Here is a 16,927-nt window from a genome sequence, read left to right on the forward strand (position 1 = left end):
CAATAACGATGAAAACAATAACAATTATAAAAACAGTCTTGTTCGCATTTGTAATGAATTTTACACTATTAGCACAAGCACAATTAGAAACGATAGCAACATTTCCAGAATCTAGACCAGGAAATATAACGGTGTCTAAGGACGGAAGAATATTTGTAACAATGAGCGCCTTAAGTGCTTCAAAATATATGGTGAAAGAAATATTGCCTAATGGAGAAGCCATTCCGTTTGGTGATAAAGAATGGATTGTAAAACCAGAAAACGGAAGTATAAAAGGTATCAATTCAACTATCGGAATTCAAGCAGATGCTAACGGAATACTTTGGGTGTTGGATATGGGTAACGTGAAACAAAATCAGGTTCCAAAATTGGTTGGTTTTGATTTGGTGACCGGTAATGTAACAAAAGTTTTTCCTATCCCGAATACGGTATTATCAACAAAACCTTTTTTACAGGATTTTGTAATCGATGTGAAAAACAACACTGCGGTAATTGCAGATATGACCGATGCTTTAAATCCGCCAATTGCACCAGCTTTTGTAGTGATAAACTTAGAAACGGGTTATATAAGACGAGTTCTGGAAGGGAATGCTTCGTTTTTGTCGGCAGATGAACCAGTGAAAATTCACGGAAGATTGGTCTCTCATAAAAGAAAAGATGGTACTACCATACAGCCAAGATATCCTTTAAATCCAATTTCTATAGATGACGAAAACAAGTATATCTACTATGGTGCAATGGGGAATACCAAAATTTACCGTATTCCATCTGCTGTTTTAGCGGATGAAAGTAAACAAGATAGCGACCTGAATAAGTACATCGAATTTTATGCCAACAAACCAAAATCTGACGGATTTAAAGTGGGTGCAAACGGCAAAGTATATGTCACCGATGTTGAAAATTCAGCTATTGTAGAAAGTACGCCTGCTGGAATGAAAACCATTGCACAATCTAAAAAAGACCTGTCTTGGCCAGATGGTGTTGCTATACACGGAAACTACTTGTATATCGTAGCAAATCAGCTTCATAATCTGCCTTTGTTAAATGAAGGAAAAGATGCTAGTAAACCGCCATACTTGGTATTAAAAATGAAGCTTAAAGATTAAATAAAATTATAAACAAGGTGATGTATGATCAAAATTAAATGTGACATACATCACTTTAAAATAGTGATGTACATCCTCGTACACACTTGGCTTTAATCGGAAATTTGTATAAGAAATTTAAAAACATATAAAAATGAAAACAATAGTAAATATATTAAGAACAATTGCGTTAACAGCTACACTTTTTACTGCTTTAACTACAAACGCACAACAAGTACCAACGTCACCTTATGGAGCAGACGATGAAATTGGCGCACTAAACCTTTTGAATGAAGAAACGGTTTTGGATGCTGTAAAATTGGTTAAAAAAGGAAAAGTATACCGCTTAGGAATGGTGGTAAATGCACAAACTGCAGCTTTCCGTCACAGATACTTTCATATTGAAACTTTACAACCAGAAACTGCTGCTGCAGGTTCTAACAAATTCACTTACGTAGATGATCAGTTAATTGGTTGGACAGGTGTTGGATCTCAAATAAACGGATTGGCACACTACGGTCGAGACAATGTGCATTATAACGGATATAAAGTAGAAGATTTTTTAACCGTTTCTGGTGTAAAAAAATTAGGTCTAGAAAAATTACCTCCAATTGTAACTAGAGGTATTGTATTGGATATGCGCTCATATTACAATCAAGACATTGTAAAAGAAGGTACTGTTTTTACAGTAGAAGATATTGAAAAAGTAGCCAAAAAACAAGGCATTGAAATCCGTAAAGGAGATGTGGTTTTGTTTTACACAGGATGGACAAAATTAATGGGTAAAGATGACAAACGTTACCTAGCTGGCGGACCTGGAATTGGTACGGAAGCTGCGCATTATTTAGGTAAAAAAGGAATTGTTGCAGCAGGTGCAGACAACTGGTCTTTTGAGGCTGTACCACACGAAAACAGCGAACTTTCTTTTCCTGTAAATCAAATGATGGCAACCGAATACGGTGTACAAGTATTGGAAAATATTCTTGTAGATGAGTTGGTTGAGGATAAAGCCTGGGAATTCCTTTTTGTATTAGGTCACCCTTTATATGAAGGCTCTACGCAAGTACAAATAAATCCTGTTGCCATTAAATAACAATAACAAAAAACAATTAGAAATTATGGAAACATCAACAATACATAGAGATACTACGCTAGCCAAAAAGAAGAGTCTACCAGCAGCATTATGGGCATTGACCATAAGTGCATTTGCTATAGGAACAACGGAATTTGTAATTGTAGGTTTATTATCTACCGTTGCAAACGATTTAGGCACATCATTAACATCAGCAGGATTATTAGTTAGTTTGTACGCCATTGGTGTTGCCATTGGTGCACCCATTTTAACTGCATTAACGGGTAAAATTCCAAGGAAACAATTACTAATGGGTATAATGTTACTATTTATAATTGGTAACGGTTTAGCAGCTATCTCACCAAGTTTTGAGTTGTTGCTATTATCTAGAGTGGTAACAGGTTTTGCTCACGGTGTATTCTTTTCTATTGGGTCTACCATTGCAGCTAGTTTGGTGCCAAAAGATAAGCGAGCAACAGCTATTTCTATAATGTTTGCTGGTCTTACCGTGGCTATTGTAACTGGCGTGCCTTTAGGAACATACATTGGTCAGAATTTTGGATGGAGAGCTACTTTTATTGGTGTTGCTTTATTAGGATTAGTAGGTGCAATAGCTAGTTTGGCTTTGGTTCCTAAAAACATCAAACAATCGGCTCCATTACGTCTTATAGACCAATTAAAAGTGATTAAGAATCCGTCTATTTTATTGGTGTTAGCCATTACCGCATTTGGTTATGGTGGTACGTTTGTCACCTTTACCTACTTAACTCCGCTGTTAGAAGAAGTAACTGGTTTCTCTTCGGATATGACTAGTGTATTTCTTTTAATTTATGGAATTGCCATAGCAATAGGAAATATTATTGGTGGTAAAGTATCTAACAATAAACCAGGCAAAGCATTATTAGTAATGTTTGCGTTACAAGCCATCGTATTGTTTGTTTTATACTTCACAGCTTCTAGCCAAATTTTTGCAATAATAACCTTGTTTTTTATGGGAATACTTGCTTTTTCAAATGTGCCAGCCTTACAACTATATGTAGTGAAAATGGCCGAAAAATATCTTCCTGGAACAGAAGACGTAGCATCTGCCTTGAACATTGCTGCTTTTAACGTTGGTATTGCCATTGGTGCTTATGTAGGCGGAATGGTTGTAGAATCGAGCTTAGGAATTGAAGCGACACCTTGGGTAGGAGGTTTACTGGTAATTGTTGGATTCCTGTTAACCCTAGTTTTATTCAAAAAAGAAAAAATATAAATAATATAATGATGACTACATTAAAATTTAGAAATAACGACGAAATGCCAATTTTAGGCTTAGGAACATTTAGATCTGAACCTAATGAAGTGTACAATTCAGTACTTTCCGCTATTAAAATTGGATACAGACATATTGATTGTGCTGCGGCATACGGTAACGAAAAAGAAGTTGGTAATGCCATTGCTGAAGCAATTAAACAAGGTTTGATCACAAGAGAAGATTTATGGGTGACTTCCAAATTATGGAATGCTTCTCACGGTGAAGAGAATGTGATTCCTGCGTTGAATCAAACTTTAGAAGATTTACAACTAGATTATCTAGACCTTTATCTTATCCACTGGCCAGTAGTTTTAAAAAAAGGAACCGAAATGCCAGAAAAAGCATCCGATTTTATTCCATTATCAGAGGTGCCATTAACCAATACTTGGAAAGGGATGGAAGCTGCTTTAGAGCAAGGTCTTACAAAACATATTGGCGTGAGTAATTTCAATGAAAATCAGCTTAAAGAAATAATTGCGAGTGCAGTTCATAAACCAGAGATGAATCAAGTAGAAATGCATCCGTTTTTACAGCAGAAAGAATTAAAAGCATTATGCTCGCATTTTGATATGCATCTAACAGCATATGCACCATTAGGTTCGCTTGTAGATGAAAATGCAGCATTACGCTTGTTGGAGAATGATACCATAATAAACATCGCTTATTTAAGAAATATGTCGCCTGCACAAGTAGCATTGGCGTATACTATGCAACGAGGCATTGCAGTAATTCCTAAATCCATTAACGAAAAGAGGTTGCTTCAGAATTTAGAAACTATTAATTATACGCTTACAGAAGAAGATACGGCGTTGCTGAAGGATTTAGACAAGGGACACCGCTTTATAGATGGCAAATTTTGGGAAGTTGACAACGGACCATACACCGCAGACAGTATCTGGAATGCTTAATCACATTATTCATCAGGTGTCTTAGCGGATGCCTGATGAATTTAAAACACACACTATGAATCCATTTGATAGACTATACAAACCAGGTAAAATGACACTTGGCATAGAGTTTCCTTTAGATAACGATTGGTCATCAGAAGGTAACCGTAAACGTTTGGAAGACAACAGACCTTTTGGCGTGCCAGACATTTCTAACCATTTAGCATTGGCCCAACAAATTGACGAAGCTGGATTTGCTGCTTTATGGACGCGAGATGTTCCTGTGTACGACCCTAATTTTGGTGATGGCGCTCAATTGTTTGACACCTTACCATACTTGGGTTATTTAGCTGCAGCTACCAAAAACGTTTTGTTGGGTACGGCAGCAATAGTATTACCATTGCAACAGCCTATAAAATTGGCAAAAGCTGCTGCTACCATAGAAAATTTAAGTGATGGCAGACTTTTGTTAGGTTTGGGTTTGGGAGACCGACCTGTGGAGTTCCCAATGTACAATATCGACTATAAAAAAAGACCTGAAATTTTTAGAAACAATCTTGACATTATTAAAGAAGCTTGGAAAACGAATAGTGATTTAAAATCTAAATACGATTTTTTAACTAACGGTATAGAAGTTTATCCTAAACCGAACAAAGACATTCCGCTAGTCGTAGCCGGTCATTCTGGACAAAGTATTAATTGGATTGCCAAAAACGCGCAAGCTTGGTTCAATTACCCAAGACCTGTTGCCGAAACTTTAGAAAATCGAAAATACTGGTGCAACGCTTTGTATGACGAAGACCAAGCAGCAAAACCTTATATTTCAGCTATACATTTAAACCTATCTAAAGATGACAATGCGACTTTTAAACCACAACGTTTTGGTGGTACAGTAGGTATTAATCATCTTGAAAAATATTTAAAAGCATATGAAAATGTCGGAGTCAACCATATGGCAATAAACCTTAGAAAATCTGAAACACCCGTAAGTGAGGCTATTGCTAAAATTGAAGAAGTTGTATTACCGGAGTTTGTTACCTCTTAGTTACTTTTTTTACTATTATTTAAATAATTGACAAATAAAAATTAATCAATAATAATTCCTAAATTAATAACGTGTGGCCAACAAAGAACTGAGCTAAAAAAATCTTTTAGGCCATTTTTAAAATATGTCTTTGTTATCGGACATTCCTAGTTTTCTAAAGAAAATCAGAATACCGCAGCTTTTTATATAAATATACTTACCCGTTGTGTGCAACAAAAAAATATCACCAATGAAAAAAAAACAATAAAAACCATCATTTTAATTGCTCTAGTAAGCACTTTAACGAACTGTAACGGTCAAATAAAAAGTGATAAAAAACAAACCGAACTAAAAACCTAAATCACATCGATTTAACAAATAACACTCTTTTTAGTCTTTTCATTTAAAGTTTGAAATGCCTTGTTTCAACCAATTATAATATTCATCAACATCGGGTGTATAAGCAACAGGGGGTATCAAGTTTTGTTCATCGTGCCCCATTAACACATAAAACGGTTGCGAATTGGTTTTGTATTTAATGGTTTGCAATTCGCTCCATTTTTGACCGATGTACTTTAGTTTTTTGCCCAGTTTTAATTGAGACTCGACCACGTCGCCGTCCTCCAACTCACGCTTATCATCAACATACAAGGATATTAAAACCACATCGTTTTTCAGGATGTCCAAAACTTTGGGCTTCACCCACACGTTCTGTTCCATTTTTCGGCAATTCACACAGGCATGCCCTGTAAAATCAATCATCACAGGTTTGCCTACTTTTTTGGCATAGGCCAAACCTTTGTCGTAATCGTTAAACGCCAAAATATTATGTGGTGGCATTAAATGCGCACCTTCAGGGACTTCCTCAGGGCTTACCGAACCTCCAGAACCCAATTGGGTATAGCCCACACCATATGGCGACTCGCTATAATGTTGTGGTGGTGGGAAGGCACTTATTAAGTTCAACGGTGCTCCCCAAAGTCCTGGTATTATATAAATGGTGAAAGCCAAGGTAAGTAAACCGAAACTCAAACGCCCAACCGAAATATAAGTGACGGGGGAATCGTGGGGCAATTGTATTTTTCCGAAAAGGTAAAACGTCAAGGCTCCAAATATGGCAATCCAAATGGCGATGAACACTTCACGTTCTAAAAAATGCAACTGCAATACCAAATCGGCATTTGATAAAAATTTGAATGCCAAAGCCAACTCTAAAAACCCTAAAACCACTTTTACTGTGTTTAACCATCCGCCCGATTTTGGCAATGAATTTAACCATCCCGGGAAAGCGGCAAACAAAGCGAACGGTAAGGCAATGGCCAACGAAAAACCGAACATACCAATGATTGGTGCAAAACCCCCAAACGATGATGATGCCCCAATTATACTACCTACAAAGGGACCTGTACAAGAAAAAGAAACTATAGCCAGAGCTAAGGCCATAAAGAAAATACCAACATACCCTCCTCTATCTGCTTTACTATCAATTTTATTTGCCCATGAATTAGGTAACATGATTTCAAATGCTCCTAAAAATGAAGCTGCAAAAATCACTAGTATAACAAAGAATATTAAGTTGAACCACACATTGGTTGCCAATGCGTTCAAAGAACTTGCTCCAAAAATGGCAACAACAATTGTCCCTAGTAATACATAAATAACAATTATAAAAATACCGTAAACTATAGCATTTCGTATACCTTCCAATTTACTTTTACTTTGCTTAGTAAAAAAACTTACAGTCATTGGTATAAGTGGAAATACACAAGGTGTAAATATTGCTACAAAACCTGCTCCAAGACCAAGAAAAAACACCATCCAAAGTCCTTGGTTACCACCTGAATTATTGTCAGTTTCATTAACTTTCTCTGAAATTTTAGCGTCTTCATCAATACCGCTGGATGCTGTTTCATTTCTAATTTTGAACTCTAAATCTACTTCGGTTGGTGGTAGGCAGCGTGTATCGTCGCACACCATAAACTCCACAAAACCGTTGATGGTTTCAACGTGTTCATTAAGTTTTATTTTTTGTTTGAAAGTTGCCGATGCCTCAAAATATTTAATTTCCATTTCGAACACAGGGTCGTTTACCGTATGCCCTTCATCCTCTTCGGTATTGCCAATAATTTTGAAGGTTCCTTCGCTATCATCATAAGTAAACGAGGTGGGAATTGGGCCATTATCAGGCACACCTTGAGAATAAAGATGCCACCCTTTATCAATAGTGGCTTTTGAGATTAATAGATATTCAGTATCGGATAATTTTTCAACAGCGGTACTCCATTTTACGGGCTCCAAAACTTGGGCAAAAGTAGCTACCGAAAAAACAAATGCCGTTAAAGCAAAAAGAAACTTCTTCATTATGTGCGGTTCTAATTTATTTTGAATTCTAAATCAACTTCGGTAGGGGGCAAACATCTGCTATCATCACAAACCATAAATTCAACCGTACCTTTAACTGTAAAAGATTCTTTTGATTTGAGTTTGATGCGTTGCTTAAAATTAGCTTTGGTTTCAAAGTATTTGATTTTCATCCCGAAAATGGGATCGTTAACGGTATGTCCTTCACCTTCTGAAGCATTCCCTTTTTTAAGATAGTTGCCATTGCCTTGGTAGCTGAAACTTGTTGGGATTGGGCCATCTTTGGGTACATTTTGTGAATATAAATGCCAACCCTTATCGATGGTTGCAGTGGCAATAAGTTCATATTCAGAATCGGATATTTTTTTAACAGATGTGCTCCATTTTACTGGTTTTAATATTTGGGCTTGCCCTACAAAGGCTATTATAAGTGTAAAAAATAAGATTAGTTTTTTCATGTAGTAATATCATTTTTTGTGGCAACAAGTTCTTCCATGTAAACATCCTTTAGGTATAGAGAGTTTATTTTTGAAGTTTCTTGTCCTATTGTTTTTAAAAAATTTAAATTATTGTTTTGGTTTAAATACTTGCAATTGTTACACCAAAGTATTGCTGTAAAATACATTTTTTCTAAATAATGGCAGCTCTTTTTGTACACAATATTTACATGGGATTATAGCACTAAAAAGAGCTTATAAAACAAAAATGCATTTCATTAATTTTGATTATTTATTGTGTAAAAATAAATTTTTAAAAACTGGCACCATTCTATTTAAGATAGTTTTAATAAAATAGGGCTGAAAAGTCAGCCCTATTTTAATTTCTTTTGGTCAAATTTGACAGATTAATTCAAATATTTAATCCATAAGTCTTTTTTGGTTGCGAAATAAAGTCTTCTAAACAACCTTTGAGTCAGCTTCCATAACCTTGTAGAGATTCTTAAAAGAATCTAGATACTGTTGTCGGTCTTGAAGTCCATTGGTACCTCCGTTAATTCTTTTTGTAACCATGTGGATGTCATCGGCATCGGCATATGCATTGATATTACGTTTTTTCCAAAACCAACATGCCGATTTAAGCGCTACTTCTGGATCAAGTATCAAATCAGGGTTATTGACACAATCGATACCATGGTCGTTGGAAAAACTTCTATAATTATCTTTTCCTGTAAGTTGTATCAAACCACGACCACGATATTTCCAACCATCGCCACTTTGTTCGTCTCCATTTCCCATCCTGTTTGCATAAACTCTATTAGCAATTTTTTCTGGCTTACGGGCATACTGTTCTGCTATTTCATTTGTTTTGAAATATTTTCCAAATACACTTCGCAGCCCCTGAACGGAATAATTTAAATTTTCCTCAGAATACTTAAGTCCGCCACTTTCGTGCGAAACTTGCGATAGAAAATGTGCCTTACGAAGAGGTGTATCTATTCCGAAATTTGGTAATACAGTGCTTATGTATGGTACATAAGATTGTGCTTTATCCCAATTCATCCTGGGAATAATTGTTTTCATTTGGTCAGTGGATATCATATGTTTTGTTTTAAAAGGTTTAGTATTGAATACTTAAATATCTTTTAGCTATCGTGAGAATTTCTAAAAAAAAACACAACCATTTCTTCTTAATAAAAAGAAAAACAAAGTAGGATAAATACACTATTAAAGATATGAAAAAAAATCATTCATTTAACGCTCTTGAAGACTGCGTTAGGTTTCATCTAAGTCCAAAATTCCATGTTTGCCATTGGCATAACTTCTTTTTAAGACCTCTCTATTTTATGATAAAAGAAGAATCACATCAAAAAGGATAGCCAATAGCTAAATTGAATATTAAATTTTCCTTTCTCCAGCTTCCACTACCAAAATTAATATCGTCTATAACCCATCGATTTCCTTCTGGCAAATATGGTTTTCTTAAAGGGAAGGCAAAGTCTGTTCTTAACACCAAGAAACTAAAATCGAAGCGTAAACCTAGGCCCGTTCCAACGGCTAATTCATTTAAAAACTGCCCAGAGAATTTTGCACCAGGTTTTTCGGCACTTTCGTTTAGCAACCATATATTACCCGCATCAACAAAAAGGGCACCTTTAATAAACTTGTATATATCGGTTCTTAATTCTGTATTCAATTCCAGTTTCAAATCGCCCGATTGGTCCGGCAAAAAGGAATTAGTTACTTCATTGCCATTAAAAGTACCCGGACCAATAGATCGTGCCCTAAATGCCCTAATACTACTTGTTCCGCCTATAAAAAACTGTTTTATAAAAGGCATTTCACTAGAATTGCCGTAAGGGATACCTGCCCCTACAATAATCCTGCTGGCCAATGTTGTTTCCTTACTGAAATTATAATAGTGACGAAAATCCAATTCTAATTTTGAATATTGACTAAAAGGAACGCCCAATATACTTTTAGGGTTTTCACTATCGTTAGCACCTAATAGTAAGCCTACTGAGTTTCCTGATAAATCTACTTCTCCCCTAAAATAGATATTGTTTTTTTTATTTTTTAGCATGGTATTCGTATAGGTATAAGAATACGTGGTACCTAAAATAAATTGTTTATCTATTACTTTTTGTAATGAAGGGTTTTCTGCAATTTGTGATTTGTACAAATCTGAAACATTATTGGAAGATGTATATGCAATATTCAACACATTGAGGCTATGCTCTTTCCGTTCATTTTCTTTCCATAAATATCCAAACGACCCGTTGAAGGTTTTTAAGGAATATAATTTGGTTCTTAGCTGGTAATCATAACTTAAGGATGCTTTGGTATTGGGCACATAGGCACTACCAGAGGTCATGGTAAATGGTGAAATAAACCGAGGCCAAATTAAACTGGCTTCTCCACCAAAACGGTACACATTAAAACCATTGTTTTGTCCTGACACCTGGGTTTCTAAACCTGCAAATGCCGATATTTTTAATAGCTCTGCACCCTTAAAAGTATTGCGGTTACTCCAATTTACATTCAATTCCGTACCTGAATAATTAGCAGAATTTGTTTTTGCCAACGCTTCTACTTGTATGGACTTTTTAGGTAATGGGGTTAAATAATAATAAGTATCTAAATTGTTTTTTAAAGAATCATTTTCTTTAAATTCATTTTTTACAAACTTAAAAGTTCCTAAAGTTATTAATCTGTTTAAAGATAAATTGTGGGTGGTTCTGTTATAAAAATCGCCTTTATCGAACAACAATGTTTTGTCAAAAATAAAAGGCTTGAATACCGTTTTGTTATCAATTACAGTTAAGTCGTTATATCTAATGGTATCCATTTTTCTTGTAGACATGGTATCCCTTTTCAAATTAAAACTTGGATAGACATAAATATTATTAATACGATATTGGTTTTTAGCTTTTTGCGGTATGTCTTTTTTAATTTTAACCAATAAATCTACTTCATGGTTGGCAACCGTGCTATCCACTTGAACTAAAAGATAATCTTCATTAAAATAATAAAAACCACGCTCTTTTAATTTGGCATCTATTCGTGTTCTTTCATTTTTAATGATGTCCAAATCGTAGGGCTTCCCAATTTTCAACTGACTATTTTCTTTTAATGTATCTATTTCTTTCGCCAGAAGTATGGAATCACTTGGAAACACAACCGATTTTATTTTATACTGATTGTGTAAAGTCACTTCATAATTAGCCTTAGCCTTTTTCCCCATTCTTGTAGAATCCGCTTTTGATTCTGCATTGAAAAAACCCTTATTTTCAACATAATTTTGAATTACTTTTTTGTTGTATTCCAAATCAACTTTACTCATTAAAACAGGAGCTTTACCTAATTTATATTTCACCCAATGTTTAAAACCTTTCTCTTTATTTACGGTATCGTAAATGTTATAAAAAAAGATACTGGGGCGTATCCCTAAAAAAGATTTGTTCGGCACGGGGCGAATTAAATCATTCAAGGCCGTTTCTATAGCTTTTCTTGTTTTCTTCGGTTCTTTGCCTTTTTCAATTTTTAAAGTATGACCTATATACAATAAATCGTCTTCAGGGATTTTACGCGTACCACTACAGCCCAAAAGTAATGCTACGGTAAAAAAGACTGCTATATACTTATTCATTTTCATTTTCATTCTTGTTCCTATTTTGTCTGTTGCCTTTGCGCTTTGAGTGAAACAGCTCTCTAAACTTATCGTAATTCATAGTGATTATAAAAGCGACTCCAGTTTCAATAACCTGACCTTGTAAAGCCACTTGATAGTTATTTTTTCTGTAGGCTCTTATTTTGTATCGACCATCTTTTGTAAGCAAATAATCGGCAGTCACATCGCCTGCTATGTTGGTGGCTTGTTCGTTTTCTTGCCCCTCGCCTTCAAGACCAAAACTACTGCCTACGGTTACTTTTAATCGGTCGTCCAATAATTGTTTAGAAAGTGCCACATTTAAATCTGTTCTTTCTTGCTTTTCACCCGATGAATAATCTTCCGTGGCTTCCAAATCAAAATCCAACTCAAAGCCTTTTATTAAATCGCCTGCTAAATTGTTAAGCTGTTGCGACAAAATTTTGCTCACACTTTGTTTTGCCAAAAAAGTCCCGCTGGTGCCACCAGCTTCACTTTGAAAAGGATTTTCACCTATAAAACGATTTAATAATAAAAGTGCAAATACTTGTTTGTTTAAGGCATCTTCATCGGTTCTAATCTGTTCTAATTTGGCTTGCGTAGTGTTTATTACTTCCGTAGAAACGTTATTATTTCCGTCAGGCAAAATAATATCAAAAGTGATTTCGGGCTGCAACAACTCGCCTTTCATTATCAAGTTGGTTTCAAAAGGAATTTTTTGTTTATACGTATTTCGGGTTTCGGTAGTTATGCCAACTAACTGGTCATCCACCAAATCCAATGGTGAAGCTTCCACTTTATAAACAGCTGTTATACTGATGTTTGCCGTAGTAGGTTCTCCCGTCCATAGAATATAACTTTCGGGTTGAATTTCAAATTTTCTTTTTATTAAATTGAAATTCATTTCATAGGCACCACCTGTAAACTCATATTTTCCGGTCAACGTTGTTTTACCTGAAGGATCGATGCCTCCTGTTAATTCTGCTTCCCCCTGAAGTTTTAAATAATCGCCATTGGCTTCATCAATAATAATGGAAATTTCGGCTTTTTTATCGACCTCAATATTTACAGATGCATTGATGCCCTTTACTTCGGTTTGTGTAATCTGTTTCGTTGGATCTTCAACAGTTATCAACACAGGTTGATCTTGGTCTATAAACTCCACAATACCTTCCCTATCTGCGATGGATGGATCGCTTTGCGGTAACACAATGGTTAATCTTGTAGCGTCATTAATTTTAACAGTTCCATCAATAATAGGACTGTCTAAAGTGCCTTTTATACCCAAATTATTATCTAGATACAATTCGCCGTAAAACAAATCATTGTCTTTGGATGTTGAATTTACCGCCCTAAAATTATTCGCAATAACATTTAAATTGAATCCTAAATTGGTATAATCTTTACTATCAATGGTTCCGTTTATTTTTAAAGGATTTCCATTTTCATCCTGTAATTTAAAATCTTCAAAAACTATTTTATCGGTATTGAAAACAATCTTATCATTAATCAGATTAAATTTTGAATTTAATGGAACCACTAAAAAACCTACGTCATTAAATTTGATATTACCCTCTATATTTGGGTTTGAAGCTTTCCCTGTGACGTTTAATTTCCCATTTATAAATCCTTCGCTTTCCTTTAGATTATTGAAAGTGAACGCTTGCAAAGATGCCATTTGTAGTTTTTGAATGTCTACATTCAAATCTAAGCTTTCTGCACTTACACTGTAGTTTCCGTTAATATTCAAATCGTTATTCAAACCGGACAACGTAACGTTCGCGTTATATAAATTACTGGTTTTATTATTAACCTTTAGGTTCGTATTTCCAATCGTATCGTTTTTCATTCTCAGATTTTCAATATCTAAATCGGCAACAAACAATAAATTGGAGCTTATGTCTTTTAAGGTCGCTTCCCCATTAATAGTACCACCCACTTCAAAATTGGAAATGGCAATACTAGTTAAAGATTCCAACTTAAAATTTTCGAAATTGACGTTAATAGGGGCATTTGAAACATTGTTTTCTGATTGAATAGAAAATGATTGTTGATTATTTTCAATCTTAAAATTTGAAACCAACAAATCGCCTTTCTCCACTTTTATATAATTAGCAGCATCAATTTTCCAATCTTCATAATTTAAAAGTAATTTTTCGGGATTCAAACGGAGGATGGAAGCTTCTAAACTATCTTTAAAAACTCCCGAAATAACATACCTTTCTGTGTTTTTTACATCTTTAATATTCAATTCATAGTCTACCGTGTTGTCTTCCAATTTTCCAACAATACTAGTTTTCGGAATTTCAAATTGAGTGTTCTTAATGGTGCCAAAAGACACATCGTACATTAAAGCATTATCTTGGGTATGGACTTTTAAAACACCATTAGAGATTTCATTATTGGCATAATTTAATCTAGGAATGGAGGCGTTAACAATAATGGAATCATTAACGGCATTGTAAGATCCATTTAATGTGATTTCCGATAACTCTGTAAATTCAGAAATTATTTTTTTTGTGATTTGATTGTCTTTGATGATGAATTCAAAATCCAAATTCTGATCTTCTTCATTCCTTCTATATTCTTTGTTCAATTGATAATATCTCGAAATAGAGTTTGTCAACTGATCGGCTATAGTTGATAACTTATAATCCCCTGTAATCAAACCATTTGCAAATTGCGATTTTAAAATAATGGAATCCTTTTCAATACTAGATTTGGCTATAATACTTATAGTATCCAACGGGAATTGTTCCTTTTCTAAAGCAATTAAAAAATTATTGGCATTTAAGGTGCCGTTCAAATTATCGGGGTTTAAATCGTCAAAATTAGCAGTAATATTTCCTTTCATTTTTAAGGGATCCGCATGCAGATTGAGTTTATTTAAATCAACCAATTCCATATTTAATTTTAAATCTAGAGTCGGTTTTTCTGGGTTTGATGAACCTTCAGCATCTAATATGAAATTTAAATTGGGGTCTGTAGAACTGGCATTCGCTGTATAAACCCCTTTATCAATATTTCCGTTAAGGGTGATGTTTTTGTAATCGTAATTGTTGAATTTAGCTGTTACCATTTTTGAGTTTAATTTGGCCGTAGCCGTTGCAGGATCTAAACTTCTACCGTTTATACTTGCGTTTGCTGTTACTTTTCCTAATTGATTGTTTTTAAGAAATTTGCCTAAATCGAAATTTTCAACACGGGCATCAGCAATATATGTTTCATCATTTTTTCTTGATTGATCAAAAGTTGCTTCTACAATGGCATTACCGAGTGAACTTTTTAAATTCAAATTCGTTTTAAAAGCATGGAGGCCTCCTTTAAAATTCCCTTTTACACTTATTTTTTCAGGTAATTGAATACTGTTCGGAATGGTGTTTTTAGGAGTAAAAGCATAAATATCTTTTGAAGAACTTTCAAAATTTTTAATATCAAGATTAAAAATGGTTTTTTCAATATTTGGTAAGCCGGTAATCGTTCCGTTAACATCCACTTGTGTACTTCCAATTCCGCTGGCGTTAAACGTATTGATTTCTAAATTATCGACCCTTCCTTTTACAACAGCATTGAAGTTTACAATAGCTTTTGGGTTGTTTTTAAAAATGTTGTTAGAATTTAATTGAGGTATTAATAATAAAACATCTTTAAAACCCAATTTACTATCCATTAAGGTCCCATCAACTTCCAAATTTTCCGGATTTTCACTAATAGATTCTATGGAAGGATATGTTACCACGACACTATTTTGCAAGGTGGTTTGAGGTGTTTTTAAATATAACTTTTTTAGTGATGCACCTTTAGAATTATAATTAAAAGCCGTTTTTAAAGCGTCTAATTGAAAACCACTTTTTTCTTTAAAAGATAAGGTTTCAATGTCGCCACTATAAGCATCAGTATCAATAGCTACGGAATTGCCATTAAAGTTAAGATTGGTTAATTCTAAATGGTTAAAATCGATTCCTTGTGAAGTTTTAGCAGTATTATTATTATCAAAAGCGACATTAAAATCGGTTATGGAAATGGTATTAACATCAATTTTCCATGACGCATTTGAAGTATTTTCTGCGGTTGATTCTGTAATTTTATTTGAGGCTGTTAAAGTAAATTGCCCATTTGTATTGTTTAATTCTATGGAATTGATGGCAATAATCTGCTTTTCTAAATCGATGTTTTTAACTTGGGTATTCAGCTTTTCAAACTGAATTTTAGTATCAATATTTGTAATAGCATCTTTGTATGAAATATTAATATTCTCTAAGTTAATATCTTTTAAATTCAACTTAATAATGCTTGTTTCAGCTCCCTCTTCAATCTTTTTAGTAGCTTTTTTTGTTGCCTCTACAAGATCTTGATTCAAAACCAGATTGAACCCTATTAAATTAATTTTTGGAACATCAAAAGAAAGATCATTTAAATTAAACTTATCAATTTTTGTATCAAAATGGTTGATAAAAACGTCTATATCATTTTTAGAAACAGCATCTTTATAAGTGAATTTTATTTCATCTAAATTGATTTTTTTAATTGAAATTGCTGTAGTATCATTTGATTTAGGCTCATTCGTTTCAAAAGCCTTAATGATATAATCAAAATTAAAAACGGAGTCTTTATTGACACTTATGTTCGCTGTTATTTCTTCTAAGTCAATAGAATTGATTTCAACTTTATTACTAAGCAACTTAAACAAACTGATATCAATTTTTAATGTTTTCCCTGCTAATAAAGTGTCGGCAGCTTGGTCTTCAAAATAAAAATCATGTAGAATCACTTTTTTGGGCAAACCTATTTCGATTGATCCCACTTCTACCTTTGTTTTTATTTTTTCTTCTAAAAAAACAACGGCTTTATCTTTTACAAAATTTTGTACAAAAGGAATTTGCAATGCAAGTACAAGCAATAAAAAAAGCGCTACAATTATTAACAGGCCTTTAAAAAAAAATTTAACGACTTTTTTGAATATAACCATCTAAACTAAAATGTTCTTATATAAAAATACTAATTGATTTTCTACAATTTGTACTTATGGAGATTTTATGTGAAGATATTGTTATGTAATTTAAATATGTTACATAATTAAATGAAATTATTTTAAAATTTCAATAGTTAATTTTT

10 protein-coding genes are annotated in these 16,927 nt (G+C 34.0%); 5 read left to right on the plus strand and 5 right to left on the minus strand.

The annotated features are described in order from the left end of the window. Positions 1–8: 8 nt before the first annotated feature. From J8H85_RS14160 to J8H85_RS14180, 5 genes are all read left to right on the plus strand, one after another. Positions 9–1,106: an L-dopachrome tautomerase-related protein gene (locus J8H85_RS14160; RefSeq protein WP_209655870.1), complete on the plus strand. Its 1,098-nt coding sequence runs from the start codon at positions 9–11 to the stop codon at positions 1,104–1,106. 133 nt (positions 1,107–1,239) lie between these two features. Beyond that, the gene (locus J8H85_RS14165) at positions 1,240–2,178 is read left to right on the plus strand and encodes a cyclase family protein (RefSeq protein ID WP_209655871.1); all 939 of its coding nucleotides are present in this window, start codon (positions 1,240–1,242) and stop codon (positions 2,176–2,178) included. A gap of 25 nt (positions 2,179–2,203) precedes the next feature. Continuing rightward, positions 2,204–3,412 (plus strand): MFS transporter, encoded by a 1,209-nt coding sequence (locus J8H85_RS14170; RefSeq protein WP_209655872.1) that lies wholly within the window; start codon positions 2,204–2,206, stop codon positions 3,410–3,412. A gap of 8 nt (positions 3,413–3,420) precedes the next feature. Continuing rightward, positions 3,421–4,362 carry an aldo/keto reductase gene (locus J8H85_RS14175; protein WP_317195009.1) on the plus strand — a complete coding sequence of 314 codons (942 nt, stop codon included), beginning with the start codon at positions 3,421–3,423 and terminating at the stop codon, positions 4,360–4,362. 55 nt (positions 4,363–4,417) lie between these two features. Beyond that, a complete protein-coding gene (locus J8H85_RS14180) occupies positions 4,418–5,386 on the plus strand; it encodes a TIGR03571 family LLM class oxidoreductase (protein WP_209655873.1) in 969 nt (322 codons plus the stop codon). 378 nt (positions 5,387–5,764) lie between these two features. Here J8H85_RS14180 and J8H85_RS14185 read toward each other — a convergent pair whose 3' ends face one another. The 5 genes from J8H85_RS14185 to J8H85_RS19105 form a co-directional block, all read right to left on the minus strand. After that, a complete protein-coding gene (locus tag J8H85_RS14185) occupies positions 5,765–7,726 on the minus strand; it encodes a protein-disulfide reductase DsbD family protein (protein ID WP_209655874.1) in 1,962 nt (653 codons plus the stop codon). An 11-nt stretch (positions 7,727–7,737) separates the two neighbouring features. Then, complete coding sequence (locus J8H85_RS14190; protein ID WP_209655875.1) at positions 7,738–8,184, minus strand: protein-disulfide reductase DsbD domain-containing protein; 447 nt, start codon at positions 8,182–8,184, stop codon at positions 7,738–7,740. A gap of 438 nt (positions 8,185–8,622) precedes the next feature. Continuing rightward, a complete protein-coding gene (locus J8H85_RS14195; RefSeq protein WP_245243819.1) occupies positions 8,623–9,264 on the minus strand; it encodes a glycoside hydrolase family 19 protein in 642 nt (213 codons plus the stop codon). A gap of 265 nt (positions 9,265–9,529) precedes the next feature. Further along, complete coding sequence (tamL, locus tag J8H85_RS14200; protein WP_245243820.1) at positions 9,530–11,812, minus strand: translocation and assembly module lipoprotein TamL; 2,283 nt, start codon at positions 11,810–11,812, stop codon at positions 9,530–9,532. Then, complete coding sequence (locus tag J8H85_RS19105; RefSeq protein ID WP_449566796.1) at positions 11,805–16,781, minus strand: translocation/assembly module TamB domain-containing protein; 4,977 nt, start codon at positions 16,779–16,781, stop codon at positions 11,805–11,807. The genes tamL and J8H85_RS19105 overlap by 8 nt, the downstream gene beginning before the upstream one ends. Positions 16,782–16,927: the final 146 nt, after the last annotated feature.

Origin of the sequence: Mariniflexile gromovii (assembly GCF_017814435.1) — a bacterium.
Lineage (GTDB): Bacteria > Bacteroidota > Bacteroidia > Flavobacteriales > Flavobacteriaceae > Mariniflexile > Mariniflexile gromovii.